General features: G+C 62.0%; 28 protein-coding genes and 1 other RNA gene. 7 read left to right on the top strand and 22 right to left on the bottom strand.

Annotated features, from left to right (window positions below; all coding sequences use genetic code 11):
* Positions 1-3: 3 nt before the first annotated feature.
* The gene (gene tkt, locus J2045_RS00205) at positions 4-1,986 is read right to left on the bottom strand and encodes a transketolase (protein WP_307367744.1); all 1,983 of its coding nucleotides are present in this window, start codon (positions 1,984-1,986) and stop codon (positions 4-6) included.
* 340 nt (positions 1,987-2,326) lie between these two features.
* On the opposite strand from tkt, the gene J2045_RS00200 reads away from it, so the two are divergent.
* The 3 genes from J2045_RS00200 (at position 2,327) to ssrS (ending at position 3,262) form a co-directional block, all read left to right on the top strand.
* Positions 2,327-2,599 carry a DUF4164 domain-containing protein gene (locus tag J2045_RS00200; RefSeq protein ID WP_166600929.1) on the top strand — a complete coding sequence of 91 codons (273 nt, stop codon included), beginning with the start codon at positions 2,327-2,329 and terminating at the stop codon, positions 2,597-2,599.
* A 69-nt stretch (positions 2,600-2,668) separates the two neighbouring features.
* Positions 2,669-3,049, top strand: a complete 381-nt coding sequence (locus J2045_RS00195) for a cell division protein ZapA (protein WP_166600928.1) — start codon at positions 2,669-2,671, stop codon at positions 3,047-3,049.
* 54 nt (positions 3,050-3,103) lie between these two features.
* Positions 3,104-3,262, top strand: a non-coding RNA gene (gene ssrS, locus J2045_RS00190) — 6S RNA.
* Positions 3,263-3,347: 85 nt separating this feature from the next.
* Here ssrS and J2045_RS00185 read toward each other — a convergent pair.
* Positions 3,348-5,369: a methyl-accepting chemotaxis protein gene (locus tag J2045_RS00185; RefSeq protein WP_307367739.1), complete on the bottom strand. Its 2,022-nt coding sequence runs from the start codon at positions 5,367-5,369 to the stop codon at positions 3,348-3,350.
* Positions 5,370-5,536: 167 nt separating this feature from the next.
* Here J2045_RS00185 and J2045_RS00180 point away from each other — a divergent pair, with 167 nt between their 5' ends.
* Both J2045_RS00180 and J2045_RS00175 read left to right on the top strand, forming a co-directional pair.
* The gene (locus J2045_RS00180) at positions 5,537-6,115 is read left to right on the top strand and encodes a 5-formyltetrahydrofolate cyclo-ligase (RefSeq protein ID WP_307367736.1); all 579 of its coding nucleotides are present in this window, start codon (positions 5,537-5,539) and stop codon (positions 6,113-6,115) included.
* Positions 6,116-6,125: 10 nt separating this feature from the next.
* Positions 6,126-6,950 carry a TIGR00282 family metallophosphoesterase gene (locus tag J2045_RS00175; protein ID WP_307367733.1) on the top strand — a complete coding sequence of 275 codons (825 nt, stop codon included), beginning with the start codon at positions 6,126-6,128 and terminating at the stop codon, positions 6,948-6,950.
* Between the two features lie 33 nt (positions 6,951-6,983).
* Here the strand turns inward: J2045_RS00175 and J2045_RS00170 are convergent, their stop codons facing one another.
* On the bottom strand, positions 6,984-8,339 hold the full coding sequence (locus J2045_RS00170) for a methyl-accepting chemotaxis protein (RefSeq protein ID WP_307367730.1): 1,356 nt from the start codon (positions 8,337-8,339) through the stop codon (positions 6,984-6,986).
* A gap of 226 nt (positions 8,340-8,565) precedes the next feature.
* Here J2045_RS00170 and J2045_RS00165 point away from each other — a divergent pair, with 226 nt between their 5' ends.
* Complete coding sequence (locus J2045_RS00165; protein WP_370872944.1) at positions 8,566-9,408, top strand: MBL fold metallo-hydrolase; 843 nt, start codon at positions 8,566-8,568, stop codon at positions 9,406-9,408.
* A gap of 9 nt (positions 9,409-9,417) precedes the next feature.
* Here the strand turns inward: J2045_RS00165 and J2045_RS00160 are convergent, their stop codons facing one another.
* Positions 9,418-9,921 (bottom strand): pyridoxamine 5'-phosphate oxidase family protein, encoded by a 504-nt coding sequence (locus J2045_RS00160; RefSeq protein WP_307367727.1) that lies wholly within the window; start codon positions 9,919-9,921, stop codon positions 9,418-9,420.
* A 162-nt stretch (positions 9,922-10,083) separates the two neighbouring features.
* Between J2045_RS00160 and J2045_RS00155 the strand changes: the two genes are divergently transcribed.
* The gene (locus J2045_RS00155; protein ID WP_307367724.1) at positions 10,084-10,830 is read left to right on the top strand and encodes a YebC/PmpR family DNA-binding transcriptional regulator; all 747 of its coding nucleotides are present in this window, start codon (positions 10,084-10,086) and stop codon (positions 10,828-10,830) included.
* A gap of 80 nt (positions 10,831-10,910) precedes the next feature.
* Here J2045_RS00155 and glmM read toward each other — a convergent pair whose 3' ends face one another.
* The 18 genes from glmM to ruvC form a co-directional block, all read right to left on the bottom strand.
* Positions 10,911-12,266, bottom strand: coding sequence for a phosphoglucosamine mutase (gene glmM, locus J2045_RS00150; RefSeq protein ID WP_307367720.1), 1,356 nt, complete (start codon positions 12,264-12,266; stop codon positions 10,911-10,913).
* Positions 12,267-12,513: 247 nt separating this feature from the next.
* On the bottom strand, positions 12,514-14,445 hold the full coding sequence (ftsH, locus tag J2045_RS00145; RefSeq protein WP_166600920.1) for an ATP-dependent zinc metalloprotease FtsH: 1,932 nt from the start codon (positions 14,443-14,445) through the stop codon (positions 12,514-12,516).
* A 120-nt stretch (positions 14,446-14,565) separates the two neighbouring features.
* A complete protein-coding gene (gene tilS, locus J2045_RS00140; RefSeq protein WP_307367715.1) occupies positions 14,566-15,891 on the bottom strand; it encodes a tRNA lysidine(34) synthetase TilS in 1,326 nt (441 codons plus the stop codon).
* Positions 15,891-16,877 carry a tol-pal system protein YbgF gene (gene ybgF, locus J2045_RS00135; protein WP_307367712.1) on the bottom strand — a complete coding sequence of 329 codons (987 nt, stop codon included), beginning with the start codon at positions 16,875-16,877 and terminating at the stop codon, positions 15,891-15,893. Before ybgF ends, tilS begins: the two co-directional genes overlap by 1 nt.
* Positions 16,878-17,038: 161 nt before the next feature.
* Positions 17,039-17,575 (bottom strand): peptidoglycan-associated lipoprotein Pal, encoded by a 537-nt coding sequence (gene pal, locus J2045_RS00130; RefSeq protein WP_166600917.1) that lies wholly within the window; start codon positions 17,573-17,575, stop codon positions 17,039-17,041.
* A 165-nt stretch (positions 17,576-17,740) separates the two neighbouring features.
* On the bottom strand, positions 17,741-19,045 hold the full coding sequence (tolB, locus tag J2045_RS00125) for a Tol-Pal system beta propeller repeat protein TolB (RefSeq protein ID WP_166600916.1): 1,305 nt from the start codon (positions 19,043-19,045) through the stop codon (positions 17,741-17,743).
* A gap of 21 nt (positions 19,046-19,066) precedes the next feature.
* A complete protein-coding gene (tolA, locus tag J2045_RS00120) occupies positions 19,067-20,095 on the bottom strand; it encodes a cell envelope integrity protein TolA (RefSeq protein WP_307367705.1) in 1,029 nt (342 codons plus the stop codon).
* Positions 20,096-20,105: 10 nt separating this feature from the next.
* Positions 20,106-20,558, bottom strand: a complete 453-nt coding sequence (tolR, locus tag J2045_RS00115) for a protein TolR (RefSeq protein ID WP_102018331.1) — start codon at positions 20,556-20,558, stop codon at positions 20,106-20,108.
* A gap of 24 nt (positions 20,559-20,582) precedes the next feature.
* On the bottom strand, positions 20,583-21,302 hold the full coding sequence (tolQ, locus tag J2045_RS00110) for a protein TolQ (protein ID WP_307367701.1): 720 nt from the start codon (positions 21,300-21,302) through the stop codon (positions 20,583-20,585).
* A 246-nt stretch (positions 21,303-21,548) separates the two neighbouring features.
* Complete coding sequence (gene ybgC / locus J2045_RS00105; RefSeq protein WP_307367698.1) at positions 21,549-21,992, bottom strand: tol-pal system-associated acyl-CoA thioesterase; 444 nt, start codon at positions 21,990-21,992, stop codon at positions 21,549-21,551.
* A gap of 58 nt (positions 21,993-22,050) precedes the next feature.
* Positions 22,051-22,566, bottom strand: a complete 516-nt coding sequence (locus J2045_RS00100) for an NUDIX hydrolase (protein ID WP_307367695.1) — start codon at positions 22,564-22,566, stop codon at positions 22,051-22,053.
* A gap of 4 nt (positions 22,567-22,570) precedes the next feature.
* A complete protein-coding gene (ruvB, locus tag J2045_RS00095) occupies positions 22,571-23,611 on the bottom strand; it encodes a Holliday junction branch migration DNA helicase RuvB (protein WP_307367692.1) in 1,041 nt (346 codons plus the stop codon).
* Complete coding sequence (locus J2045_RS00090; protein WP_307367689.1) at positions 23,608-24,003, bottom strand: type II toxin-antitoxin system VapC family toxin; 396 nt, start codon at positions 24,001-24,003, stop codon at positions 23,608-23,610. Before J2045_RS00090 ends, ruvB begins: the two co-directional genes overlap by 4 nt.
* Positions 24,000-24,281, bottom strand: a complete 282-nt coding sequence (locus J2045_RS00085; protein WP_307367686.1) for an AbrB/MazE/SpoVT family DNA-binding domain-containing protein — start codon at positions 24,279-24,281, stop codon at positions 24,000-24,002. The genes J2045_RS00090 and J2045_RS00085 overlap by 4 nt, the downstream gene beginning before the upstream one ends.
* Positions 24,282-24,343: 62 nt before the next feature.
* Positions 24,344-24,961, bottom strand: coding sequence for a Holliday junction branch migration protein RuvA (ruvA, locus tag J2045_RS00080; RefSeq protein ID WP_307367683.1), 618 nt, complete (start codon positions 24,959-24,961; stop codon positions 24,344-24,346).
* Between the two features lie 17 nt (positions 24,962-24,978).
* Positions 24,979-25,398: a type II toxin-antitoxin system VapC family toxin gene (locus J2045_RS00075; RefSeq protein WP_307367680.1), complete on the bottom strand. Its 420-nt coding sequence runs from the start codon at positions 25,396-25,398 to the stop codon at positions 24,979-24,981.
* A complete protein-coding gene (locus J2045_RS00070) occupies positions 25,379-25,639 on the bottom strand; it encodes an AbrB/MazE/SpoVT family DNA-binding domain-containing protein (protein ID WP_166600906.1) in 261 nt (86 codons plus the stop codon). The genes J2045_RS00075 and J2045_RS00070 overlap by 20 nt, the downstream gene beginning before the upstream one ends.
* Before the next feature lie 55 nt (positions 25,640-25,694).
* Positions 25,695-26,207, bottom strand: a complete 513-nt coding sequence (gene ruvC / locus J2045_RS00065; RefSeq protein WP_307367675.1) for a crossover junction endodeoxyribonuclease RuvC — start codon at positions 26,205-26,207, stop codon at positions 25,695-25,697.
* Positions 26,208-26,258: the final 51 nt, after the last annotated feature.

Raw genomic sequence — 26,258 nt, 5'->3', positions numbered from 1 at the left:
GTGTCAGGCAAGCTTGGCTTCGGCGGCTGCCACGACGGCGTCCGCCGTGATGCCGAAGTGCTTGTAGAGTTCCTTGGCAGGCCCGGAGGCGCCGAAGGACTTCATGCCGATGAAGGTGCCGGTGGAGCCGATGATCGCGTCCCAGCCCTGGCGAATGCCGGCTTCGACGGCGATCTTGACCGGCGCATCGCCGATGATCGCTTCCTGGTAGTCGGCATCCTGTTCGAAGAAGAGTTCGAAGCAGGGAACGGAGACGACGCGGGCGGAGATGCCCTTGGCTTCCAGCTGCTGCTGGGCCTTCATCGCGATCTCGACTTCCGAACCGGAGGCGAAGATCGAAACCTTGGCGTCGCTGGCCGAGATCAGCTCGTAAGCACCCTGAGCGCAGAGGTTGCGCTCTTCGTATTCGGTGCGGGCCGGGATCAGGTTCTGACGCGTGAGCGCGATCCCCGACGGACGATCCTTGGTTTCGAGCGCCACCTGCCAGCATTCCACGGTTTCAGTGGCGTCGGCCGGGCGGAACATCATCAGGTTCGGAATGGCGCGGAGCGCTGCCATGTGCTCGACAGGTTGGTGGGTCGGGCCGTCTTCGCCAAGACCGATGGAATCGTGGGTCAGGACGTGGATGACGCGGATGCCCATGAGGGCGGCCAGACGGATCGACGGACGGCAATAGTCAGAGAAGATCAGGAAGCCGCCGGAATAGGGGATCAGGCCACCATGCAGGGCGATGCCGTTCATGGCAGCAGCCATGCCGTGTTCGCGGATCCCGTAGTGGATGTAACGGCCGGAGAAGTCGGTCGGGGTGATCGACTTGGTCTGGCTGGTCTTGGTGTTGTTCGAGCCGGTCAGGTCGGCCGAGCCGCCGAGCGTTTCGGTGACGACGCCGTTGATGACTTCGAGCGCGTCTTCCGAAGCCTTGCGGGTTGCGACCGTCGGCTTGGTTTCAGCGAGCTTCTTCTTGTAAGCGTCAACAGCGCCGGAGAGCGTGCCGGGCAGTTCGCCAGCGAAGCGGCGGTTGAATTCGGCGCGCTTCTCGGCGTCGGTACCAGCGAGGCGGGCTTCCCAGTCCTTGCGGGTCTTGGTCGAGCGCAGGCCGGCGAGGCGCCAGGCGTCCAGCACGTCAGCGGGGATCGAGAAGGCTTCCTCGTTCCAGCCGAGCGCCTTGCGGGTGGCGGCGATTTCGTCGGCGCCGAGCGGCGAGCCGTGAACCTTGTGGGTGCCGGCCTTGTTCGGGGCGCCGAAGCCGATGACGGTCTTCGCGGCGATCATGGTAGGCTTGTCGGACTTCTTGGCAGTCTCGATGGCTGCTGCGATCGCTTCCGGATCGTGGCCGTCGATGGCAATCGTATTCCAGCCGGCCGAGCGGAAGCGGGCATGCTGGTCGGTCGAATCTGCGAGCGAGATCGCGCCGTCGATCGAGATGCCATTGTCGTCCCAGAAGACGATCAGCTTGTTGAGCTTCAGGTGGCCGGCCAGCGTGATCGCTTCCTGGCTGATGCCTTCCATGAGGCAACCGTCACCGGCAAGCACATAGGTATAATGGTTCTGCAGGTCCGAACCGAACTCGTCTGCCAGCTTCTTTTCGGCGAGTGCCATGCCGACGGCGGTGGCAATGCCCTGGCCGAGCGGACCGGTGGTCGTCTCGATGCCGGAGGCGTGGCCATATTCCGGGTGGCCGGCGGTCTTGGCGCCGAGCTGACGGAAGGACTTGATGTCCTCGATGGTCATGTCCTCGTAGCCGGTCAAATACAGCAGCGAGTAGATCAGCATCGAGCCGTGACCTGCCGACAACACGAAACGGTCGCGGTCGGGCCAGAGCGGGTTCTTCGGGTCGAAGCTCAGGTAGCGGGTGAAAAGAACGGTCGCGACATCGGCGCAGCCCATCGGCATGCCGGGGTGGCCGGAATTGGCCTTTTCCACTGCATCCATGGCGAGGAAACGGATCGCATTCGCCATCCGCTGATGTTTTTCGGGAGAAATCATGGCTTTTCCGCTTGTTCCGGGGCTTCGAGACACGGCCCGAAGGGACGGGCCGTCTGAACGGGGGTGATCCTTAGCAGGTGCACCGCACAAGTCAACAAATGGGCGGACTTCGGGCGTTTCCGAAGCCAAGAAAGCGCCGGTCTGCCTGTTTCCTGTGCGACTTTTGCGAATGACTTCCGGAGCAGCAAAACTGGTCCGTCTTCCACAGAATTGGCTTGTAGGAAGGGCTTGCGCTTTATTGACGCGCGGCAAGCGCGGGGCTTACTGTCCCCCCTCAAAACACCCGGGCGGCCACGACGATTCGTGTAGCGAACAGACATCACTGAGGCAGGAACGTAGAATGCCGACGGAAAAATCGGTCGATGCCGCGCTCGTGGCGCTTCGTCAGGCGGTGGCCGGACTGGAGAATGCCGTCGACATGCGGTTCGAGGCGGAGCGGGAGAACAACGAGATCGACGGCGAAGTTCGTCGCGTTCATGCCGATCGTGCCCGACTTGCCCAGGAACTCGACCAGTCGGAGTTTCGGGCCAATCGGCTGGAAGAGGTCAATCGCGAAGTGTCGCGACGCCTGGTCACGGCGATGGAGACGATCCGAGCGGTGCTCGATCGCTGAGGGTTCGGGCAACCGAGCTTGTTTCTTCCGGCGTGAGAGCGCCGTGCGTTGGAGAGAGTTGGAAGACCGATGGCCCAGGTCACAGTGACGATCGACGGGAAAGCCTATCGCATGGCCTGCGAGGAGGGGCAGGAGTCCCATCTCACCGAGCTCGCGAGCCAGTTCGATCGCTATGTCGGTCACCTCAAGGGACAGTTCGGGGAAATTGGTGATCTCAGGATCACCGTCATGGCCGGGATCATGGTCATGGACGAGATGGCGGAGATCAACCGTCGTCTTGCGGCCGCCGAGGCGGAACTTGCCGGTTTCCGCGACGGGCGCGATACGGTCCTTTCAGGCGTGCATCACCGGGAGGAAGCCATGGTGCATGCGATCACCGAGCTCGCGGAGCGTCTTAACGGGATCACTCGCAAGCTCACCCAGCGCCAGGCTCCGCAAACGCAGGCCTGAGGACTATTTGCCAAGCCCACTGGCTAAGTGTCCGCGAAGCGCCTATATCTGAGTTGCGATCTGCGCCTCACGACAGGAACCACAATCCCTGGGGCCATACTCGATCCAAAGGGAGCTGTCCCTGGCCGGGCCCGTGGGCTCGGACATATGGCGCCCACCTACGTTTGTAGGCACCCAGGATCGTAAATCTCCATCGGTTGCCGTGGATCGCACTTCATTCTCCGGACATCGGCCAGACGAAAAAAAAAGCCGCCGCGATCACTCGCGACGGCTTTGTCTTGCAGATCTGATTCCGGGATCAGAATTCTTCCCAGTTGTCCTTCGACGGCGCCGCTGCCGCAGCGGAATTGCCGCCGAAGGCCTTGGCGAGCGTGCCGACCATCTTGCGGGCGGGCGAGGCGACCGGGCGGGCGCGTGCTTCCGCCGGCTGCGGGGCTGCTGCCCTGGGCTGGTAGCTGGCTGTCTGGCGGGCCGGAGCCGCCGTCTGCCCCATGCGGCCGTCGTCGTTGACGCTGAACTGCGCGATCAGTGCTGCGAGGTTGCGGGCGCTGTCGGCGAGGCGATGGGTGACGGCGGTGGCTTCCTCGACCATGGCGGCGTTCTTCTGGGTGAACTGGTCCATGTGGTTGACCGAGCCATTGATCTCGTTGAGGCCGGTCGACTGCTCGCGGGTCGCCGTGGCAATCGACGAGATATGATCGTTGATGACCGCGACTTGATTGGAGATCTCGCCGAGGGCCGTGCCCGTCTGCTGGACCAGCGAGACGCCGCCGGCAACCGCTTCACCCGACTTGTTGATGAGCGCCTTGATGTCCTTGGCAGCGTTGGCGGATCGTTGTGCCAGCTCGCGGACTTCCTGGGCGACGACGGCGAAGCCTTTGCCGGCTTCGCCGGCGCGGGCCGCCTCGACGCCGGCATTCAGTGCCAGCAGGTTGGTCTGGAAGGCGATCTCGTCGATCACGTTGATGATCTTGGAGATTTCGCTTGAGGCCTGCTCGATCCGGCTCATCGCCTCGATCGCGTCTGCGACGACCTTGCTTGAGCTTTCCGTGCTCTGACGGGCCTTGAGGGCGATCTGCGCCGCCTGGTCCGCCTTGGCGGAGGAACTGCGCACCGTCGAGGTGATTTCTTCCAGAGCGGCGGAAGTTTCCTCAAGCGAGGCAGCCTGTTGTTCCGTGCGCTTCGACAGATCGTCGGTGGCGGACCGCATCTCGCCCGAGCTCGCCTCGATTCCGAAGGTCTCTGCGCGCAATTCCGACAACGTGGTGTTCAGCTTCTCGATCGAGGCGTTGAAATCGATGCGCAGTTTGTCGAGATTGCCGCCAAAGGGGCGTTCTATGCGAACTGTAAGGTCACCGTCGCTCAGCTTGTGCAGGCCATCGGCGAGAATGTCGACGGCTTCCTGGACGGTGCGGCTGTCTTCGGCTTTCGCCCGTTCGCGTTCGGTCCGCTCGCGCTCGCCCTCGGCAGCTGCCTCGGTGGCGCGGCGTTCGATTTCGATTTTCTGGATCGCACTTTCGCGGAAGATGTTGATGGCCCGGGCCAGGGCGCCGATCTCGTTCTTCAGGTCCTGATCCGGAACTGCGGTATCGAGATGGCCCGAGGCCAGGCGTTCGGCAACAGCTGTCAGGCGCGGCAGGGGGCCGACAATCTGCCGGACGAAGAGGGCGATAAGGCCCGTGGCGACCAGCAGCACGACCAGGGCGGTCGTCCCGATCGCATAGGTCATCTCCGTGGCGATGCCGTTGATTTCCTCCTTGTGAACGCCGGCATAGAGAATGCCGAGCACGTCACCGGTCGGGGAGAAAATCGGTTGATAGATCGTGTAGTAGGGCTTCTCGAGGATGATCGCTTCGCCGCGATACACTTCACCCTTGACCGAATAGGGGTAGACGGCGCCCGTTTGGCCAAGTGCGGTGCCCACCGCGCGCTTGCCATCCGGCTTGATGATGTTGGTCGTGCGCCGCCAGAAGTCCTTGTTCTCGGCATCCCAGGCGAAGATCGTGGCGGTCTGGCCGGTCATCCGACCAATCGTTTCGATCATCGTATGATCGGTGAATTCAGCGGGGATCGAGTCCATCACGATGCGATCGACGTTGCCGTTCTGGGCCCAGGTGACCTTGGTGCCCGGGAGGTCACGCTCGATGATGGTGGCTGCCGTGCGCAGACTGGCGTCCTGGCCAGCGATCGCCTGTTCCTGGATGCGCCGTTCAATGTTGCCGGAGATCACCCAGGAGACCGCGCTAAGCGACGCGACCAGGATCAGCACGGTCGTCGCGGTAATTGTTTTCGTGATGCCGAAGCGCGAGAATAACTTCATGCGGTTGCGTCCCATTTTCGATAAATAGAACGTTAGTCTAGTCGGTTTGAGTTAAGCCTTAGTTTTTTAGGGTATTTGAAGGTGCCGATTGACGGACGTCAAAAGCGGAAAAAGACGGGTCCGCTCCCCCAATTCTGGCGGGGTGGAGTAAGAAAAGTGGATGTGACATGGAAAAACGTGAGCTCAAGGCCTTGATCCGCAAGGAGCGACTGGCAGCACGGGACCAGCTGGATCCGGCGCTGAGGTTGGAGCACGGGCTCGGCATGGCCGACCATGCGGGGGATGCGATTGCGATCGATCCCGGGGCCATCGTGTCCGGCTTCCTTCCCATCCGCTCGGAGGCCGACATCAGGCCCTTGATGGCGCGTCTGAAGGCGCGTGGCGCCAGACTGTGCCTGCCGGTGGTGATCGATCGGGAGACAATCGTCTTTCGCGAACTCGTAACCGGTGCGGAACTCGTGGACACTGGGTTCGGCACTCGGGGACCGGGGCCGGATGCAGCGGTCGTCGATCCAGACCTTCTGCTTGTTCCTTTGTCGGCCTTCGACGGACAGGGCAATCGGATCGGCTATGGTGCCGGTCATTATGACCGTGCAATCGCGCGCCTGCGGGAAAAAGGCCGGCATCCGCGGCTGATCGGCATTGCATTCGACTGTCAGGAGGTGGCAGAAGTGCCTAATGAGGCCCATGACGTCCGGCTGGAAGCCGTGTTGACCGAGAGCGGCCTTAGAACATTCATGGAGTGATTGGACGAAAATGCGACTTCTGTTCCTCGGAGACATGGTGGGCAAGACCGGACGGACTGCTGTTTGGGAGCGCCTTCCGGGCCTGATCTCCGACCTGAAGCTCGATTTTGTCATCGTCAACGGTGAAAACGCTGCCGGCGGCTTCGGCATTACCGAAGACATCTATCTGGAAACGATCAATGCCGGCGCCGATGTCGTCACAACCGGCAACCACGTTTGGGACCAGAAGGAGGCCGTATCCTTCTGCACCCGGCACGACCAGTTCCTTCGACCGGCCAATTACCCCGCAGGCACGCCGGGCAAGGGCTCAGGCCTCTATTATGCCCGCAACGGCGCGCGCGTGCTGGTCGCCAATATCATGGGGCGCGTCTTCATGCACCCGGAGCTGGATGACCCCTTCAAGTCGGCCGAGGCGATCCTCGCCGCCTGCCCGCTGAAGGAGCAGGCGGATGTCATCGTCTTCGACTTCCATGCCGAGGCGACCAGTGAGAAGCAGTGCTTTGGCCATTTCGTCGATGGCCGTGCGAGCTTTGTCGTCGGCACCCATACCCATGTGCCGACCGCCGACCATCAGATCCTGAATGGCGGTACCGCCTACATGTCCGACGCCGGCATGTGCGGCGACTACGATTCCTCGCTCGGTATGGAAAAGGAAGAGCCGCTCAACCGGTTCATTTCGAAGATGCCGAAGGGCCGTTTCGAAGCGGCAAGCGGCCCGGCGACGATCTGCGGCGTTGGCGTCGAGATTTCCGATGCAACGGGGCTTGCCGAAAAGATCGCGCCGCTCAGGCTCGGCCCGCGTCTGGCGGAGACGATCCCGTCGTTCTGGTCCTGACAACGGGATCTTATTCTCGCAAAGCTAGACGCTTCAGCCGTGCGAGGTCTTGCGCTCCAGGCGGCCGAGCTTCTGCAGCACTTCCCCTGATGCGACCTCGACGCATTGCAGCTGCTTGAGGGCCGCTCCTATGTCGCCGGCATTGAAGCTCCGAACGGCTTCGATGCCATGCTGGTGGACTCGGCAATGCGGCTCGTCGAGTTCTACGAAATCGGTGTCCTGTCCGAGGGGCGTCGTCCGGGCCCCGAGATACCACTTTCCGAGCCGGCAATTCTTGTGATCGGCGAGCTCGCGGGCGTCAAGCGTGTCGCGCCCGACGATCATGTTGGCCAGGCGCCGCTTCCAGATCACGTGGTCCGACTGTGCCAAGAGTACGACCTTGCCGGGGATGTCCTCCTCGGCAAGCGTCTTCAGCCGTCGGTCGAGACCCGACTGGGCGCGTGCGACAGCGTCCATGACGCGGCCCAGTTGCCGCGTGGCATCGCCGGCACTCGTGGCGATGTGGGTGATGCCGGTCGCGACGCTGGAAGATGCCGCCTTCTGCTCGACGAGACCGCTTGCGATCTGTGCCGCGCTGTCGGCGCTTTCGGTGACCTGCCGAAGTGCGTCGGAGAGCCTTGCCGTCAATTTGTCCAGCGATTCTGTGCCAGCGCCAGCCGACGAGCGGCTGACGGACATCGCCTCGTTCATCGAGTTCAAGCCCTGCTCCAGGTCCTGAACGATCTTGCTGATCTCGGTCGTGGCATTGGCCGTGCGATCGGACAGCGCCTTGACCTCGGCAGCGACGACGGCGAAGCCCCTGCCGGCTTCCCCTGCGCGCGCCGCCTCGACGGCAGCGTTGATGGCCAGCATATTGGTCTGCGAGGCGATCTTCTTGATGTTGGCAGCGATTTCCGAGATCCGCGAACCCAGCGACTGGATCGCGGTGATCCTGCCAGTGGTGTCGCCGAGCGCTTGGTTGATGCCCTGCATGGTCGTGCGGGTTTCCAGAGCCGCCTGGCGTGCCTCGTCGCAGGCGGCACCTGCCCGGCGTGTGCCGTCGGATATCTCCTCGCCGTGGCGGGCGATCTCGTCGACGGTGGCTGCCATCTCTTCTGCGGCGGCTGCAATGTCATGCGTCCGGTGGTCGACCTGCTTCAGGTCGTAGAGGAGATTGGCCGACATCGTGGCCGTCTCGTTCAGATTGACGGAGACGTCGACGACATCCTTCAACTGGCCTGCGGACCGTTCCTGACACCGGGTGATCAGGCGCGCAATCGCGCGCTCCAGATCGTCCGCGCCGGACGGCAACTTGCTGAAATCGTCTTTGAGGGCTGCTTCGATACACTCCAGAAGGGCATGGCCGGTGGTTTGTGTGTCTTGGTCGAATATGGCTTGCGCCGCCGGCATAGGTATTTCCTCTCCACCTGTTGTCATGGGAACTTCTGTTCCTTCGAGTTACAAGGATTGACCATCAGCGCTTAAGGATCGATTAAGCATGGCAATCTCCCCCCATGATTTTCGAGTTGTTGCGATAACGGCAATTTGACACGCCGGGGGAGGCTGTTCGGCTTTACCCCGGAGGGAAGCTGGCCCATTCTCTCTGCACAGATCTGGATACGGTGCAGGGAGCGGCATGATGCTGAAACTGGTGTTGTCCACGATGGCGCTTGCGGCCCTTGCCGGTAGCGCATTCTCACAGCAGTCGGAGCGTCCCCAGGTCAGCCAGTGCCAGCTGATCGCCGAAGGGCTTCCTCACGTGCAATATGCCAACTTCACTCCACCGGCCTCCGGGGCGCCCGCGCTGACACTTGCGCAGGTCCAGGAAGACGTTGTGATCACCTTTGTCGGGCATTCGACCTTCCAGATCGATACGCCGGGCGGCATTTCGATCGCCACCGACTTCAACGGCTGGCTCAGGACATCGCGCACGCCCGACGTGGTGACGATGAACAAGGCGCATTCCAGCCACTACACGCTCACTCCCGATCCGGCGATCGGCGCGGTCCTGCACGGTTGGAACGAGGCCGAGCCCGGCCAGCCCATTCAGCACCGGCTTGTGGTCGGCGACGCCTATGTGCGCAACGTCCCCACGGATATCCGCAGCTGGGGCGGTGCGATGGAGCCGAACGGCAACTCGATCTTCATCATCGAGGTGGCCGGGTTGTGCATCGGCCATCTCGGCCACCTGCATCACGAACTCACCGACACGCATTACGGCGAGATCGGACGGCTTGATATCGTGATGGTGCCCGTCGATGGTGGACTGACGCTCGGTGCCGACAGCATGAGCCGGATCGTCAAGCGCTTACGCTCGGCCGTCATCCTGCCGATGCATCGGCGCGGTGCTCCCGTCGAAAGCTTCCTGTCGATGTTCGATGGCGGTTTCGATAGCCAGATATCCGAGAACCGCGGCTTCACCGTGTCCATGCGAACCTTGCCGAAAAAGCCGCTGATCCTCGTTCTTCAGGGGGTCTAAGCCTGCCTTTCAGGCAAAGCGGACGTGACGGTGGACGCCGATGTCAGGCATTTTTTCGGGGTTGAGATTGGCCTTGGCGATCTCCCAGCCGAATTTGATCGAACTGCCGGTCGAGGCCCAGATGTCGCCTTCGTCGAGGGACAGCGCCAGCATGATGAGGAGGGGATCGTCCTTGCCGCCCTCATACCAGGCGGCGACGACGGAGTTCCAGTATTCGCTGATCTTGGCCAGGTCCTTCACCGCAGTCAGGCTGCCAGTCAGGGATGCATGATAGTCATGGTTCTTGCCGACGATGCAGAACTGTCCCCGACTGCCCGGGCGCAACGCCTTGACGAGGTCGGTGTCGGTTCTGGTGAAGAACCAGATGATATGCGTCGAGCGGTCAGCCTGCGGTGCCATCGGGCGCATGGTGAAGTCGGAGCCGACGATGCCGAGCATGCCGGCATGCACGTCGTCGATTTCGTCCCAAAGCTGATCTACCGGATTTTCGCGGGCTTCGCTGAAGCTTGCCATGTCGTCGATCTCCCTGACGTTTCAATCGTGGAGGCAACGAGTTGGCGGCGGACTTGTTCCTGCGGCTGCGTAGCGTCGAGGCCTGTCCGATGGGCTTGAACAGGGCCGGTTTCGCCCGTATAAGGCGCCCATTCCCAACATAAAGACCTGATCAGGGGTGCCATGGCTGGCCATTCACAGTTTAAAAACATCATGCACCGCAAGGGGAAGCAGGACGGTATCCGTTCCAAGATGTTCTCCAAGCTTGCGCGCGAAATCACCGTTGCTGCAAAGACCGGTCTACCTGACCCGACCATGAACGCGGCCCTTCGCCTCGCCGTTCAGAACGCCAAGGCACAGTCGATGCCGAAGGACAACATCGAGCGCGCCATCAAGAAGGCGTCCGGTGCCGATGCCGAGACCTATGACGCGATCCGCTACGAAGGCTACGGCCCCGGCGGCGTTGCCGTCATCGTCGAGACGCTGACCGACAACCGCAACCGTACGGCTTCCGTCGTCCGTTCGACCTTCTCCAAGGCGGGTGGCGCTCTGGGCGAAACCGGCTCGGTGTCGTTCTCCTTCGACCATGTCGGCGAAATCACCTACAAGGCCTCTGTCGGCGATGCCGACAAGGTCATGGAAGCGGCGATCGAAGCCGGTGCCGAAGACGTGGTTTCCGATGAAGACGGCCACACGGTCTATTGCGCCTTCGAAGACATGAATGAAGTGTCCAAGGCGCTCGAGGCCGTGCTCGGTGGCGCGGAATCGGTCAAGGCGATCTGGAAGCCGCAGAACACGATCGAAGTCGATGAAGAAAAGGCGACCTCGCTGATGAAGCTCATCGACACGCTGGAAGATGATGACGACGTGCAGAACGTCTATTCGAACTTCGAAGTGTCGGATGAAGTCATGGCGAAGCTCTCGGCCTGATCACCGATCTTCCTTGCATCAAACGAAAGAGCCCGGCTGTTGACCAGCCGGGCTCTTTCGTTTGGGCCATGGCTGATGGGTCAGGCTGCTGCGCTGCGGACGCTCGCAATCACATCGACGAGGTCGTTGACGATGCGCTCGACCTGAGCACGGTCGTCGCCCTCGGCCATGACGCGGATCAGCGGCTCGGTGCCGGACGGGCGGATGACGAGGCGGCCGGATTTTGCGAGTTCTGACTCGGCATCGGCAATCGCCTGCTTGACCGCAGCATCCTCAAGCGGTTTGCCGCCGGAGAAGCGGACATTGCGCAGGAGCTGCGGTACGGGCTCGAAGCGGTGACAGATCTCGCTGACGGTCTTGCCGGTCCGCTTGACGGCCGCGAGGATCTGCAGGGCGGCCACGAGGCCGTCGCCGGTCGTGCCGTGATCGGAGAGCACGATATGGCCGGACTGTTCACCACCGACGTTGAAGTCGTGGCTGCGCATGTGCTCGACGACATAGCGGTCACCGACCTTGGTGCGTGCCAGCGTCAGGCCCTTGTCACCGAGGAAGCGCTCGAGGCCGAGATTCGACATGACGGTTGCGACGATGCCGCCGCCGCGGAGCATCTGGTCCTGCGCCCAGGTTTCAGCGATGACCGCCATCAGCTGGTCGCCGTCGATCACGGTGCCGTTTTCGTCGACGATGATCACGCGGTCGGCGTCGCCATCAAGGGCGATGCCGATGTCCGCGCGGATTTCGTGCACCTTCTTCTGCAGCGTTTCGGGATGGGTCGAGCCACATTCGAGGTTGATGTTCGTACCGTTCGGCTCGTTGCCGATCGTCACCACCTCGGCGCCCAGTTCCCACAGGGCTGCCGGAGCCACTTTGTAGGCCGCGCCGTTGGCACAGTCGATGGCGACGCGCAGGCCGTGGAGGGTGACGTCGCGGGGCAGGGTGCGCTTGGCGAATTCGACATAGCGGTCATGGACGCCGTCGATGCGCTTGGCACGACCGATGTCATTCGGAGCGGCGAGCTGGCCGTAAATGTCCTTTTCCAGCAGATCTTCGATCTGCAGCTCCAGCTCGTCGGAGAGCTTGTAGCCATCAGGGCCAAACAGCTTGATGCCGTTGTCGGCAAAGGGATTGTGCGAGGCCGAGATCATCACGCCAAGGTCGCAGCGCAGCGAACGCGTCAGCATGGCGACGGCAGGGGTGGGGATCGGGCCGAGAACGAAGGCGTCCAGGCCCGCGGCCGTGAAGCCTGCGACCATCGCGTTTTCCAGCATGTAACCGGAGAGGCGCGTGTCCTTGCCGATCACGACACGGTGCCGATGACCGCCCCTGCGGAAGATTGTGCCTGCCGCTATGCCGACGCGCATTGCGAGGTCGGGGGTCATGGGGAAGCGGTTGGAGAGACCGCGAATGCCATCCGTGCCGAAGTAACGACGTGTCATCTGTTGTCCTTCAAGTCTATTTCGAGGTCTCCCGGAGCGGGCTGCAATCATCATTCAGCGATCGCCTGGGGACATTCGGTTGGCTGCTCATGCCATAGAATGCGCCGGAGAACACGTAAAATAGCGCAAAAGCCGATTACATGGCGTTACTGATGCACATGTCGTCCACCGGATTCTGCGGTGCGGGGCTGGCTGAACGAAAAAGGCCACCCGTGAGGGTGGCCTTGATCAGTGACTGCGGTCTCGCTCAATGCGGCTGGGGTTCCAGTCCGCCTTCCGGTTCTCCACCCTTCGACGCGTCTTTTCGACCGGTCGAGGGAACCGCAGAACCGCGGCTCGGCGTGCTGTCATCGCCGCTGTCGCGCGACGGCTTCTCGCCGCGGATCAGCGCCTTGATTTCCTCACCGGAGAGCGTCTCATATTCGAGAAGGCCTTCAGCGATTGCCACGAAGGCATCGTGATGGTCCGTCAGGATGCGGCGGGCCTCGGTATAGGCCTCGTCGATCAGACGGCGGACTTCCGTGTCGATCTTCTGGGCGGTCGATTCCGAGACGTTGCGCGTCTGCGAAACAGAATGGCCAAGGAAAACCTCCTGCTGGTTTTCGCCATAAGCGACGTGTCCGAGGATGTCGGAGAAGCCCCACTGCGTGACCATGGCGCGGGCGAGCTTGGTCGCCTGCTCGATGTCCGAGGATGCGCCAGAAGTAATGTTCTCCTTGCCGAAAGTCAGTTCTTCGGCAACGCGACCACCCATCATGATGACGAGACGCGAGACCATCCACTTGTAGCTCATCGAATAGCGGTCGCCCTCGGGCAGCTGCATCACCATGCCGAGCGCACGTCCGCGCGGGATGATGGTTGCCTTGTGCAGGGGATCAGCGACCGGAACCTGCAGGGCGGTGATCGCGTGGCCGGCCTCGTGATAGGCGGTCAGCTTCTTTTCGGCTTCGGTCATGGCGGAGGAGCGGCGCTCCGCGCCCATCATGATCTTGTCCTTGGCATCTTCGAACTCGGCCATGGTGACGACGCGCTTGTTGCGGCGGGCGGCCATCAGGGCGGCTTCGTTGACGAGGTTGGCGAGATCCGCACCGGAGAAACCGGGCGTACCACGGGCGAGAACCTTGAGGTCGACATTCGGGGCCAGCGGCACGTTGCGGGCATGGACCTTCAGGATGCGCTCACGACCGATGATATCAGGGTTGGGCACCACGACCTGGCGGTCGAAACGGCCTGGACGCAGAAGGGCTGGGTCAAGAACGTCGGGACGGTTGGTCGCGGCAATCAGAATGATGCCTTCATTTGCCTCGAAGCCGTCCATCTCAACGAGCAACTGGTTGAGCGTCTGTTCGCGTTCGTCGTTGCCGCCGCCAAGACCGGCGCCACGATGGCGACCGACGGCGTCGATTTCGTCGATGAAGATGATGCAGGGTGCGTTCTTCTTGGCCTGCTCGAACATGTCGCGGACGCGGCTTGCGCCGACGCCGACGAACATTTCGACGAAGTCCGAACCGGAAATGGTGAAGAAGGGTACGTTGGCTTCGCCGGCAACCGAGCGGGCGAGCAGCGTCTTACCCGTGCCCGGAGGGCCAACGAGCAGCACGCCGCGCGGGATCTTGCCGCCGAGACGCTGGAACTTCTGCGGGTCGCGCAGGAATTCGACGATTTCCTCAAGATCCTGCTTGGCTTCATCAACACCGGCAACATCGTCGAAGGTGATGCGGCCATGCGCTTCAGTGAGGAGCTTGGCCTTGGACTTGCCGAAGCCCATGGCGCCGCGCGAGCCACCCTGCATCTGACGCATGAAGAACAGCCAGACGCCGAGGATCAGCAACATCGGGAGCAGCGTGCCGACATAGCTCAGGAAGCCGGACGAACCGTCGGTTTCCGGCCGTGCGACGATCATCACGTTCTTGGCTTCCAGCTTGGTCAGCAGGTTGTCATCGACGACGGGCGCATAGGTCTGGAAGGCTGTGCCACTCTCGACATAGGTGCCGAGAACACGGTTGCCAGTGACGGTGACGTCACGAACGCGACCCGAGTCCACTTCGCGCAGGAACTGCGAATAGGGGATCTCGCGCGAGCTCGTCTGAGACGGCGACGTCTGGAACATGCTGAACAATGCGATCAGCAGGAGGGCGATGATCGCCCAGAGCGCGAAATTCCGAAAATTTGGGTTCATTGAACTCCCCGAACCTGTGGTGCGGGACGAAGCCCCGCAGAATTACCTCGTAACATAGGATCGCGCCGCGCCCTTGCCAAGGCAAAGGGGCAGCCTGAGATCGTTTTCCGTCAATAACTCTTAAATCGGAGAGGTTGGCGTCGGCTCCAGGCCGAAAAGCCGACCGATTGCATCGGCGACAGGCTGGTCGAAGACCGGCATGAAGTCGGCGAAGAGAGACAGTCGCGGCTTCACCATGACCTCTGGCGCAAGATTGCCGGAAAAGCCGTTGGAAAAGGGGATTTTCGGCGCATTGCCAGCCATGGCGGCCCGGACCGGACCCGGCAGGTCGGGGTCGATCACCGGAACAGGGCCAGCCTCGACGATGACCTCGATCACGCCTTTGTTCTCGACTTCGAAACGACCATCCCAGACGGCACGTGTTCCCGCTGGCACGGGCAGCGGCAAAAGACCGCGCCTCTCGCGCAGCAGAAACAGCCTGTCGCGGCGGCGCAGCACCAGCGTGCCGGACAGGGTCAGGCGGAAATCGGCGCCCGAGTCGAGACGATCGACAAGTCGGTTGAAGCTGTCTGCAGAGGGGCGATGAGGTTTGCCGCCGAGAATGGCGATCAGTGCCGCGAGCGCATGGTCCCTGATGTCTGCAGGACATGACGGTGAACCATCAAGCGTGATGGCTACGGAGGGGCCTGGGAAGGTCCAGGCATGGCGCGTCAGCCAGGCGGCTGCGGCCGTCGAGAGGACCCGGCGTCTTCGCGCTGCGTCCTCGATCCGTGCGATGTCGATCGAGACCTTGCCCTTCCGGGTCCTGACCCGCTCATAACGGGTGTCTTCGTTGCTGGGGTCATCGATCCAGGGCCGACCGAGGGCATGCAACTCGTCGCGGATTGCGGCGCGTCGCGTATGCAGGAACGGGCGCAGGATCCACAGGTGGCGATCATAAAGCGTGGCGTCCGCCATACCCGCCATACCGAGGGTCGCTTGCGGCGCGCGGTCGGCGCGCATGGTGACCGTTTCGATCTGGTCGTCGCGCGTATGGCCCGTGACGATCGCATCGGCACCGAGAGCGTTCGCCGCTTCGGCGAGCAGGCGGTAGCGCGCTAGCCGAGCGGCAGCGGAAAGACCGGCCTGCGGCTTTTCGCCTGTCCAGCGCGAAATCCGGTGCGGTATGCCGAGATCGTGGCAGAGGCTGCCCACCATGCGCGCTTCTTCGGTCGAGGCAGATCGGAGGCCATGGTCTACGGTGGCGGCGACAAGGGAATGGCGATGCGGAAAGCGCTGCGTCTCCAAGGCACGGGCCAGACCAACGAGCAGGCCGGTCGAATCGCTGCCGCCGGATATCGCGACGAGCAGGCGCATCGGTCGCTGGAGAGAGGTAAGGAATTCAGAGATCGCCGCGTCTGGCGAAAGTTCGGGCAGGGAAGTGCCTGCCGCGAGCGGGGCCGCCATCAGCAGCCGAGGCGCTTCTGCTCGCTCGCGACCTTGGAAACGACGGCGCGGGAAGCCTTGGGGTAACGTTTGGAGACTTCGCGCAGCGTGGCGCAGGCGGTCTCGGTGTTCTCGAGGGCGGCGAGCGACATGCCGAGCTTCAGCAGCATTTCTGGCGCCTTGGGGGAGGTGTTGTAGGTCTGGTGGGCATTGAGGAAGGTCTTGGCTGCCTCGTTGTAGTTGCCCTGGGAGTAGAGTGCTTCGCCGAGCCAGAAATTCGCGTCTGCGATCTTCGCACTGCTCGGATAGGCGGCGATGAAATCGCGGAATTCGCTCTCGGCCAGCGAATAGTCGCCGGAGAGCACATGGGCATAGGCGATCTGGTAGACATCGCTTTCGGAATTCAGCGACGCAGTCTGCTGGGGGGCTGCCTGTTGCACCGTCGAGGGGGCGGTGACACCCGGCAGGGCCGTCGATCCGTTACCGAGGGCGTCCTCGTTTAACGTTGCGGTGACCGGCATGCCGCTCTCGTCGAGTGCGATCGAACCGAGCGTCTGTTCACCGGGGGGCGTGCCGGGCGACTGGCCAAGACCGGAAGCGTCGGCGGTTTCGCCGACGTCCGGGGTTTCGGTGATGATCTCAGCGACCGAATCCTGCTGGCCACCGGCCGTTGCGGGACGGGTCAGGGAACCACTCTTCTTTTCAAGGTCCTGGAAACGGAACTCGTTGTCTTCCTGCTGCTTGCGGATGGCTTCCTGCATCTGCAGGAGCTGGAAGCTCATTTCCTCGATCCTGCCGTTCAGGGCGCGAATCTCTTCCTCAAGCTGCTGGACACGCAGGGTCGGGTCTGTTGCCTGGGCGAGATGGACCTCTGCCTTTGGCGAATGTTCAGGCACAGTCTTCTGGCCCAACTGGACGTTCGGAAACAGCTGGAACGCGTTTGCGTATCCAGGCAGTCCCGTCAGCGAGGCCGTCGCAAGCAGAGCGGCCATCACAAGTTTGTTCATGTTCCTTTTTCCTGTTTTCGCGACGAATTGCGCCGAACCAGCGCCGACAGGAGTTTTCCCAATTGCCTGCAAAAAGCAACCAAGTTCGGCCAAAGTATGGAGAAAAGTAAAAGGCGGCCCGAGGACCGCCTTCACGTGCTGGTGATAACCGGTGGGCCCGATCACATGCCGGCGCCACCGAGAACGGTGACGGCGCGACGGTTCTGCGACCAGCAGGAAATGTCGTCGCAGACGGCGACCGGACGTTCCTTGCCGTAGGAAATGGTCTTCAGGCGCTGCGCCGGAACGCCACGCTGTGCAAGGTAGTCGCGCGTAGCGGCGGCACGACGAGCACCGAGCGCCAGGTTGTATTCGCGGGTGCCGCGTTCGTCGGCATGGCCTTCGATGGTGATGGCGTAGTTCGGGTAGCGGGCGAGCCACTGTGCCTGACGGTCGAGCGTCTGGGCGGCATCGGCGCGGATTGCCGTCGAATCGGTGTCGAAGAAGATGCGGTCGCCGACATTGACGGTGAAGTCCTGGGCCGAGCCCGGGGTCGCTGCACCGGCGCCCGCGCCGAGACCGAGTTCACCGGCGCTGTTGGGCAGGTTCTTCTTGTTGGCGCAGCCTGCGAGGGCAAGCGCCACGGCAAATGCGACCATGGCCGGGTTGGTTGCCATTTTCTGCAGACGGCTCGTGGCCGGGGAATGAATGCGGCTCATTGCCGGTCTCCTTGAATTCTCTGTTAGGGTTGCCGGACCTTAACCAATCGCGGTTAACCGGCTTCCAACAATCGTGGTTAACAAGTGATCAATTCACGCCTGTATGGCCGGATCTGAAGGCCGTTTGCGGCGAGAAAGAGGCGCAAATGCGCCTCTTTGCGATCACTATTCCATCAGCGGCGACCATGCCGGGTCAGAGGCGAAGGATGGCGTCTTCACCAGCTGTTCGTTGTAGCCCGTCAGGTCGATCGAGTAGAGTTGAGGACCACCTGCGCCGGCGTTCTGGCGGAAGAACATCAGCACGCGGCCATTCGGAGCCCAGGTCGGGCCTTCGTTGTGGAAGCCGGTGGTGAGGATACGCTCACCGGAACCATCCGTCTTCATCACGCCAATCGAGAACTTGCCGCCCGACTGCTTGGTGAAGGCGATCAGGTCGCCACGCGGAGACCAGACCGGGGTCGAGTATGAACCGTCACCAAAGGAGATGCGGCGCTGGCCGGAGCCATCGGCACCCATGATGTAGAGCTGCTGGCGGCCGCCCCGATCGCTTTCGAAGACGATCTGGTTGCCATCCGGCGAATAGGAGGGCGAGGTGTCGATCGCTGCGGTCGAAGTCAGGCGCGTCGTGGTGCGCGAACGAAGGTCCATCGTATAGATGTTGGCGTTTCCGTCCTGCTGCAGGCTCATGATGACCCGCTGGCCATCCGGCGAGAAGCGCGGCGCAAATGTCATTCCGGGGAAATTGCCCACGACCTCACGAGAACCGGTTTCCAGCTGCAGCAGATAGACGCGCGGCTGGTCGCCTTCGAAGGACATGTAGGTGATTTCCTGGCGGTTTGGCGAGAAGCGCGGCGTCAGCACGATGTCCTTGGAGCTCGTGAGGGGGCGCATGTTCTCGCCATCCTGGTCCATGATCGCGAGCTGGCGCTTGCGGTCGGTCTTGGGGCCGCTTTCGGAGACAAAGACGATGCGGGTATCGAAATAGCCTTTTTCGCCTGTGATACGCTCATAAATGGCGTCGGCGATCATGTGGGCGACACGGCGCCAGTTCTTCGGGTCGGTGAAGAACTGCTGGCCCGTCATCTGCTGGCCGCCGAAGGTGTCCCACAGGCGGAATTCGGCGCGCAGGCGGCCATCCGGCTCGCGGGCGATCCGACCGACCACGAGTGCTTCGGCCTTGAGAGCCGTCCAGTCGGGGAAGCGCGGTGCCTGGTCCGGGTTCTGGATCTTCTCGATGAAGGCCGCGCGATTGACCGGCGCGAAGAGACCCGAACGCTTGAGGTCGGCTTCGACCACAGCGGAGATCTGGGCGCCGATGCCGTCGGCCGAGATGAAGTCGGTGATCGCGATCGGCAGCGGCTGGACGTTGCCGCGGTTGATGTTGATTTCGACGGTCGCATTCGCCGGGGCGACGAAGGCGCCCGCCATGCCGGCACAGACCAGCAGAATTCGGAGGAGGAGAGTTTTCATGCTTACCAAGCCTTTCAGCTCTTACATCAGTTCGCTGGGGTCGAAATTGACGACAACTTCAGACCAAGCGTCGTATTTGTCCGGGGGCAGATTTGTGAAGGGGGCGGACTTGCGTACGGCGCGCACGGCGCCGCTCATCAGAACCTGTTGGGCCTGAGGAGAACCGCCGGTCGCTGTGGCCTCGGGCTCGCCGACAAGCGCACCGTTCTGGTCGAGGCGGAAGGTCACCCTGATGCGTACGTCTGCGGCATCGGCCATGCCCGGGGTGATCAGCCAGTTGTCCTGGATGATGCCGCGCAGCGCGTCTAGCTCGCTCTGACTCAATGTCGAGCCACCGGTGTTGGTGCTGCCGCCGAGTGCCTCGGGCGCGGTCGAGCGCTTGGCGCCGCCACCGGCTGCATCTGTCTTGTTGAGGAGGGCCGCCACATCGTCGGCGTTGAAGTCGCTTTCCATCTGCGGCTTCGACTTCGCGGTCTCCTGGGCCTTGGTGTCCTTCTTGGCGTCAGGCTTCGGCTTCGTCTCTGCCGGCTTGGCGATCTCGGGTTTCGGGCGGGCAGCCGGGATCGGCGCCTTCTCGGGCAGCGGGATCTCTTCGGCGACGGCTTCTTCCGGCACGGCCTCTTCGGTCGGCTGTGTTTCGGGTTCCGGTGGCGGTGCCGTCTCTTCGGGCACGACTTCCTTCACCTCATTCACTTCCGGATCAGGGGTCGGTGCCGGCGTCTCCACCTTCTTCGGTGCTGCGGCAACTTCCTGCTCGACAGGGCGCTGTGACGGCGTGGGAGGCGATTTCAGGTCGACTTCATTGTCACCGAAGTTCTCAGCCGGTTCGGCGATCGGCGGCTTTTTCGTCGGCACGGGTGCGGATGTCTCCGCCAGCGGTGCCGTCTTGGAGCCCTGCTGGATCTGGGTGAATTCCGAGATCGGCACGATATCGACGGGGAGGGTTTCCATCGGCGCCATCTCCAGCTTTTCAGGCGAGCCGAGGCTCACCAGGGCTGCAGAGAGCGCCAGTGTGTGCAGAAACGAGGATGTGAAGAGGCTGCCCTTCATGTCCGTCCGATCAATTCTGCTGTTCCTGCAAGGTCACAAGACCGATATTGGTGAAGCCGGCCGACGAAATCCGCGCCATGACCTGCATGACAATGCCATAGGTGGCGGCGGTATCGGCGCGGACGAAAATACGTTCATTGTAGCCGGTGGTGGCGATCGCCTGCAGCTTCGGCACGACTTCCTCGATCGGGATCGCCGTTTCCTGCAGGTAGATCTCGCCCGCCGGATTGACCGAGACGGTGATCGGCTGGTTCTCGCTGCTCATCGCCTTGGCCTGGGTCTGCGGCAGGTCGATCGGCACGCCGACGGTCATCATCGGTGCGGCGACCATGAAGATGATCAGAAGCACGAGCACAACGTCGACAAAGGGTGTGACGTTGATTTCGCTGACGAGGGCTTTCTTGCCACCGCGACGTCCGCGGCGTCCGCCACCCTTGCTACCCGATCCGACCGACATACCCATGATGCGTCTCCTGCCTTCCGGGCCTTACTGTGCCGCCTGGCGCGGCTGCAGCTTCTCGTCGATCTGACGCGACAGGATGGCCGAGAACTCGTCTGCGAAGCCTTCCATGCGCGACGAGAGCTTGCCCGCTTCGCCGGAGAACTTGTTGTAAGCGATGACCGCGGGAATAGCGGCGATCAGGCCGATTGCGGTTGCGAGCAGCGCTTCGGCGATACCCGGTGCGACGACCGCGAGGCTGGCATTGTTCGAGCCGGCGATAGCCTGGAACGAGGTCATGATGCCGATAACGGTACCGAAGAGACCGATAAAGGGACCGGCGGAGCCGATCGTGGCGAGCGACGACAGGCGCGATTCTAGCGTTTCGGACTCGCGTGCCATCGTCACATCCATGGCACGGTCGATACGCATTTGAAGGCCGATCGGCGAGCGGGCGCCGCGCTCGAAGCTCTTCTTCCACTCGCGCATGGCGGCGACGAAGATGGCGGCAAGGCCGGTGTTGTTGCGCTCGGCAAGGGTGCGATAGAGCTCTTCGAGCGACTGGCCGGACCAGAACACCTGTTCGAACTGGTCGAACTGGCGACGGGCGCGGGCGTAGCTCAGATACTTGTCGATGACGATGGCCCAGGTCCAGACGGAGGCAGCCATCAGGCCGATCATGACGAGCTTGACGATCAGGCCCGCCTGCATGAAGAGGCCCCAAAGGCTCACGTCATGGGTCGCTGCCGCCATTCCAACTTGTTCCATCGCCTTCAATTCCCCGAAATCCAAACGCCCGGTGGGTTGGACCGGGCGGCGATATGAGCTTTACTGGTGGAAAACTTGTGCGGTCGCAGCCGCCGAAACCCTTTTCCCGCCTTAGCTCCCAGAGTGCTTCTGGGATGAAAATTTGGTCAAAGGAAGGCGTGCGCTGCACAAACTTCCAAGCTCGGAGTAAGACCCGATTAAGGTTAAAAAGGTGTTACCGGACGCTTCAATCAGGGCTTTGTGAATTCAGCCGAGGAACTGTCTGGCGAGATCTTCCGGCAGGCGGCGCGGCCTTCCGTTGCGATTGACGACGGCGATCACGACCTTGGCCGAAATCAAGAGTTGCTCGCCGCGGCGTATCTCCTGCTGCAGGATCATCTTGGCGCCGCCCGCCTTCTCGGTGCGGGTCAGGATCGTGACGATGTCATCCATGCGGGCCGGGGCCTTGAAGTCGATCTCCATGCGATGGACCATGAAGGCGAGCCCTTCGTCCGAGGTCTCGAAAAGCCCCGACTGCTCGACGCCAAGGCAGCGCAGATAGTCGGTGCGGGCGCGCTCCATGAAGTGCAGGTAACGGGCATGATAGACGGCGCCGGAGAAATCGGTGTCCTCATAATAGACGCGCTGGATGAGGTGATGCACGTCGTCCCGGATCTCGCCGCAAAGTGAAATGGATCTTGTCTCGTCCACGCCCTGTCCTCGCTGATTTCTGGCGGCACCTAGCAGAATCCGCAGGGGTAAGCCAGTCTCAGCCCTGCTTCTCGTCGAGATCGCCGTCATGCCAGACGATGTGTTTCGGTGTCGTCGGCAAGGTCTCGATCTCGTCGGCGATGAAATAGGGTGGAATATCGAGCTCTTTCAGCGCCTGCTTCGTTGCGGCGACCCATTTGAACTCCAGGCTGTTCTTGCCGTCTTCGTTGCGGTGGACGATGTCGGTGGGATGGAAGGGGAAGTGGTCCGCGATCTCCATCCGGTAATAGAATCCGAGCTCGTGCCAGGCCTTGTCCTCGTAGTCGAAGAAGTTCTCGACGATCCAGAGCAGCTCACCGACCTTAGCCTCGACGCCCAGCTCCTCCTGCATCTCGCGGACCAGCGTTTCCGTCGATGTCTCGCCGATCTCGGCGCGGCCACCGGGGAAGGTCCAGAAGGTTTCGTGGGTGGCGCGGTGGACCAGCACATGGCCGTCGCGGAAGGCGAGGCCGGCGATGCGATGGTTGAAGCGCCGCTTGCCGTCCTTGATGGTGATCAGGGTGCGTTTGGACACGGGGTCAATCATCCTCAAGCGTCAGCCGGAATTGTGCCGCTTCGAGATCCTTCGGTGGCGTCATGCCGAGATGCTTCCAGGCGGTGGCCGTCAAGACACGGCCGCGCGGGGTGCGCTGGATGAAACCCTGCTGGATCATGTAGGGCTCGATGATGTCCTCGATTGCATCGCGTGGCTCAGAGAGACCGGCGGCGATGGTTTCGATGCCGACCGGGCCGCCGCCGAAATTTACCGCGATCATCGAGAGATAGCGCATGTCGAGCTGGTCGAGGCCCATGTTGTCGACGTTCAGTCGTGTGAGTGCCTCATCGGCGATCTGGCGGGTGACGGCTTCGGCACGCGCGACTTCGGCAAAATCGCGGACACGGCGGAGCAGGCGGCCGGCGATGCGCGGCGTGCCACGGGCGCGGCGGGCGACTTCGCGGGCGCCGTCTTCGGTCATCGGCAGGTTGAGCAGGCGAGCGCCTCGGCGGACGATCGATTCCAGTTCTTCGACGGTGTAGAAATTCAGCCGCACCGGAATGCCGAAACGGTCGCGCAGCGGGGTCGTCAGAAGGCCGAGGCGAGTGGTGGCGGCAACGAGTGTGAACTTCGACAGGTCGATCTTCACCGAGCGGGCGGCAGGCCCTTCGCCGATGATCAGGTCGAGCTGGAAGTCTTCCATCGCCGGATAAAGGATTTCCTCGACCGCGGGGCTCAGGCGATGGATTTCGTCGATGAAGAGCACGTCTCGCTCTTCGAGATTGGTCAGAAGAGCCGCGAGATCGCCGGCCTTGGCGATCACAGGGCCTGATGTCGAGCGGAAGTTCACCCCGAGTTCCTTGGCCATGATCTGGGCAAGCGTGGTCTTTCCGAGGCCGGGAGGACCGACGAAGAGGACGTGATCCAGCGCCTCGCCGCGGTTCTTGGCAGCCTCGATGAAGATCTTCAGATTGGCCCGGGCTTCCGCCTGGCCGGTAAAGTCGTCGAGCGTCTGCGGGCGCAGCGCTGCATCGAGGTCTTCGCCGCGCTTTTCAGGCGTCAGGATCGGGTTGTTGGTCATCATGCGAGAAGTTCCATGCCGTGGATTGCTACAGCCGCAGTCTTGTCGAAGGTTACAGTTTTCTCGCAGCCTCCCCGCGTCGCGGACCAGGCAATCAGGTAATCCGCGATATCCGTTCCGGGCAGGTCTCCAGAGAGCAGGGCGTCTAGTTCTTCGGTAAACTCCACGACGAGGCGATCTGCTGCCAGCAAATTTTGAATGAGGTTGCTAACGGTTGACGAGGGCAGCTTCAAGTTCCGGCGCAACACCCACACAGTCTCTGCGATGACAATCGCGCTGACATAAGCAGGGTCTTCGGCGCTTCGTTTTGAGAAGAAGTCGCGCGCAAGGGCGTGTTGCAGTAGATCGTCCTCGACAAGAAATCGAACAAGAACGTTGGTATCGACCCCTATCACTTCAATCGCTCTGCGGTTTCGCGGCGGATGCGCTGGTCATCCTCGGACACAGCCTCCGCAACGGCAGTCTCCATGTCTTCGAGGCTCAAGCTCGCACCCGGAGGCATTTTGAACATGCCAGCAAGATCCATCAGGTTCTTGTTCTTGGGGATCGCGACGACGTAGCCGTTGCGGGCGGCCACATAGAACCGTGTGCCTGGCGCCAAATTCAATGAGTCTCTAACTTCGCTCGGGATCGTGATCTGACCCTTGGAGGTCATGACGGTCATCGCACCCATTTCTTACCTCCTCGACTAATTCCTACTTTAAGGATAGCAGTATTCCGGTGTCGCACCAATTCCTACCGCGAAAGCTCCTTCAACCCCAGCCGGATCAGTTTCGCACTGTCTGCCCCTTCGCCGCCGTTCTTCAAGGCTGCCGCCACGGCGTTGGCCGCCTGATCGCGGGAATAGCCGAGATTGGTGAGCGCTGAGACAGCATCGGCAACCGGGGCGGAAGCGACGCCTTCGCCGAGTTCCTGCTTGAGGCCGATATTGGCCGAGGCTTCGCCGGCAAAGGCGGGGGCCTTGTTCTTCAGTTCGGTGACGAGGCGCAGCGCGACTTTCGGCCCGACGCCGGGGGCGCGGGAAATCGCGGCCTTGTCCTGCAGCGCAATGGCGTTGGCGAGTTCCGACGGGGTGAGGGTGGAGAGGACGGCCAGCGCCACCTTTGCGCCGACACCCTGGACGCTTTGCAGCAGGTTGAACCATTCGCGTTCCAGCGCGCTCATGAAGCCGAAGAGCTTCAGTTGGTCCTCGCGCACATAGGTCTCGATGAACAGCACGACTGCCTCGCCGGCCGAGCCTATCCGGCCGAGCGTGCGCGATGAGCAGTGGGCGACGTAGCAGACGCCGTGGACGTCGACGAGGACATAGTCGTCGCCGATCTCATCGATGGTGCCTTTGAGTTTGCCGATCATGGGATGAGTCCGTCGCGTCACAGGGGGTGGGTTTCGGGGGAGATGATGTCGAGATCAGGGAAATAGCTGCGATAGCGCGCAGCATCCCGCGTCAGCAGGCGATGCGACCGAACGGCTGCGTGCGCGCCGATAAAGAAGTCCGGCAGGGTGCGTTCGCGCTGGCCACCGTTTCTTCTGTAGAGCAGGTGCGCCTTGCCCGCGCGAAACGCCACTTCGTAGGATAGTGGTTCCTTCTTCAGGTCGAGCCAATCGAGCGCCAGGCTCAGCTGTTGCTCGCTCAAGGGCGAGGCTGCAAGTTCAGACCAAATCACCGGATTGATCACGAGCGGGCCTTCATGGAAGCAGCGCTTCATTGCATCAAGCGACCAGGCGCGCGTTGCGCCGGCTGGCCCGAGCACGTCGATCAGCGTATTTGTGTCAATGACGGTCGAGGTCATCACGTGGTCCTCGAAGCCAATCGACATACTCGTCTGCTGTCATTCCAGCGGTGTCGAAGGTCCCTTGAACGCTCCGAGCCCAGGCATCGAAATCCTTGAACGCATCCGCTGCGTCGCCATTCTTGACCAGCATGACACCTTCCTCGGCGACAACGAATTCTACTTCCGACCCGGGCTTGATATCGAGCCGATCGCGGATGTCCTTGGGGATGGTGACCTGACCTTTTTCGGTGACACGCATAGTAATACCTCTGCGGTATTACTTAAGCGACGAAGTGGAACAAGTCAAGAACAAATCAGGCGGATGCGAGCACCTGCCGCATGCGTTCCCCGCCGCGATTGTGGGCGTGGCAGATGGCGATGGCGAGCGCATCGGCTGCGTCATTGCCCTTGAATTCGGCCTTGGGCATCAGGATCTTCAGCATCATGTGGATCTGCGCCTTTTCGCCGTGGCCGACGCCGATGACGGCTTTCTTCACGGCATTCGGGGCATATTCGGCGACGCGCAGACCGGCGCGGGCCGGGACCAGCATGGCAATGCCGCGGGCCTGGCCGAGCTTCAGTGTTGCCACCGCATCCTTGTTGACGAAGGTCTGTTCGACGGCGGCCTCATCCGGCTTGTAGGTATGAACCACCTCGGCCAGACCGTCATGCAACTGGCAGAGACGGGAGGCAAGATCCATGTCGCCGTCAGAGGTGACCGTGCCGGAGGCTACGAAACGCAGCGAGTTGCCTAATGTCTCGATAACGCCCCAGCCACAGCGACGGAGGCCCGGATCTATGCCGATGATGCGAATCGTGGAAGTCATGGCTAACCCTAATGCAAGCGATGGGATCTGTGCCAGTGAAATGTGAACAAA

Origin of the sequence: Peteryoungia aggregata LMG 23059, assembly GCF_030814435.1 — a bacterium.
GTDB lineage: Bacteria > Pseudomonadota > Alphaproteobacteria > Rhizobiales > Rhizobiaceae > Allorhizobium > Allorhizobium aggregatum.
Note: the sequence above shows the minus strand (reverse complement) of the source record. Positions and strands in the feature narration are given on the sequence as shown.

Bases quoted from the DNA above. Each gene is read 5' to 3' on its own strand.
- J2045_RS00175 (WP_307367733.1), top strand. From the start codon at position 6,126: ATGCGACTTCTGTTCCTCGGAGACATGGTGGGCAAGACCGGACGGACT.
- ruvB (WP_307367692.1), bottom strand. From the start codon at position 23,611: ATGATGACCAACAACCCGATCCTGACGCCTGAAAAGCGCGGCGAAGAC.
- pal (WP_166600917.1), bottom strand. From the start codon at position 17,575: ATGAGCCGCATTCATTCCCCGGCCACGAGCCGTCTGCAGAAAATGGCA.
- J2045_RS00155 (WP_307367724.1), top strand. From the start codon at position 10,084: ATGGCTGGCCATTCACAGTTTAAAAACATCATGCACCGCAAGGGGAAG.
- J2045_RS00070 (WP_166600906.1), bottom strand. From the start codon at position 25,639: ATGCGTGTCACCGAAAAAGGTCAGGTCACCATCCCCAAGGACATCCGC.
- J2045_RS00075 (WP_307367680.1), bottom strand. From the start codon at position 25,398: ATGACCTCGACCGTCATTGACACAAATACGCTGATCGACGTGCTCGGG.
- tilS (WP_307367715.1), bottom strand. From the start codon at position 15,891: ATGGCGGCCCCGCTCGCGGCAGGCACTTCCCTGCCCGAACTTTCGCCA.
- J2045_RS00160 (WP_307367727.1), bottom strand. From the start codon at position 9,921: ATGGCAAGCTTCAGCGAAGCCCGCGAAAATCCGGTAGATCAGCTTTGG.
- tolQ (WP_307367701.1), bottom strand. From the start codon at position 21,302: ATGGAACAAGTTGGAATGGCGGCAGCGACCCATGACGTGAGCCTTTGG.
- J2045_RS00165 (WP_370872944.1), top strand. From the start codon at position 8,566: ATGATGCTGAAACTGGTGTTGTCCACGATGGCGCTTGCGGCCCTTGCC.
- ybgF (WP_307367712.1), bottom strand. From the start codon at position 16,877: ATGAACAAACTTGTGATGGCCGCTCTGCTTGCGACGGCCTCGCTGACG.
- tolA (WP_307367705.1), bottom strand. From the start codon at position 20,095: ATGAAGGGCAGCCTCTTCACATCCTCGTTTCTGCACACACTGGCGCTC.
- ruvA (WP_307367683.1), bottom strand. From the start codon at position 24,961: ATGATCGGCAAACTCAAAGGCACCATCGATGAGATCGGCGACGACTAT.
- tolR (WP_102018331.1), bottom strand. From the start codon at position 20,558: ATGGGTATGTCGGTCGGATCGGGTAGCAAGGGTGGCGGACGCCGCGGA.
- J2045_RS00170 (WP_307367730.1), bottom strand. From the start codon at position 8,339: ATGCCGGCGGCGCAAGCCATATTCGACCAAGACACACAAACCACCGGC.
- J2045_RS00085 (WP_307367686.1), bottom strand. From the start codon at position 24,281: ATGGGTGCGATGACCGTCATGACCTCCAAGGGTCAGATCACGATCCCG.
- tkt (WP_307367744.1), bottom strand. From the start codon at position 1,986: ATGATTTCTCCCGAAAAACATCAGCGGATGGCGAATGCGATCCGTTTC.
- J2045_RS00180 (WP_307367736.1), top strand. From the start codon at position 5,537: ATGGAAAAACGTGAGCTCAAGGCCTTGATCCGCAAGGAGCGACTGGCA.
- tolB (WP_166600916.1), bottom strand. From the start codon at position 19,045: ATGAAAACTCTCCTCCTCCGAATTCTGCTGGTCTGTGCCGGCATGGCG.
- ftsH (WP_166600920.1), bottom strand. From the start codon at position 14,445: ATGAACCCAAATTTTCGGAATTTCGCGCTCTGGGCGATCATCGCCCTC.
- J2045_RS00200 (WP_166600929.1), top strand. From the start codon at position 2,327: ATGCCGACGGAAAAATCGGTCGATGCCGCGCTCGTGGCGCTTCGTCAG.
- ruvC (WP_307367675.1), bottom strand. From the start codon at position 26,207: ATGACTTCCACGATTCGCATCATCGGCATAGATCCGGGCCTCCGTCGC.
- J2045_RS00185 (WP_307367739.1), bottom strand. From the start codon at position 5,369: ATGAAGTTATTCTCGCGCTTCGGCATCACGAAAACAATTACCGCGACG.
- glmM (WP_307367720.1), bottom strand. From the start codon at position 12,266: ATGACACGTCGTTACTTCGGCACGGATGGCATTCGCGGTCTCTCCAAC.
- J2045_RS00195 (WP_166600928.1), top strand. From the start codon at position 2,669: ATGGCCCAGGTCACAGTGACGATCGACGGGAAAGCCTATCGCATGGCC.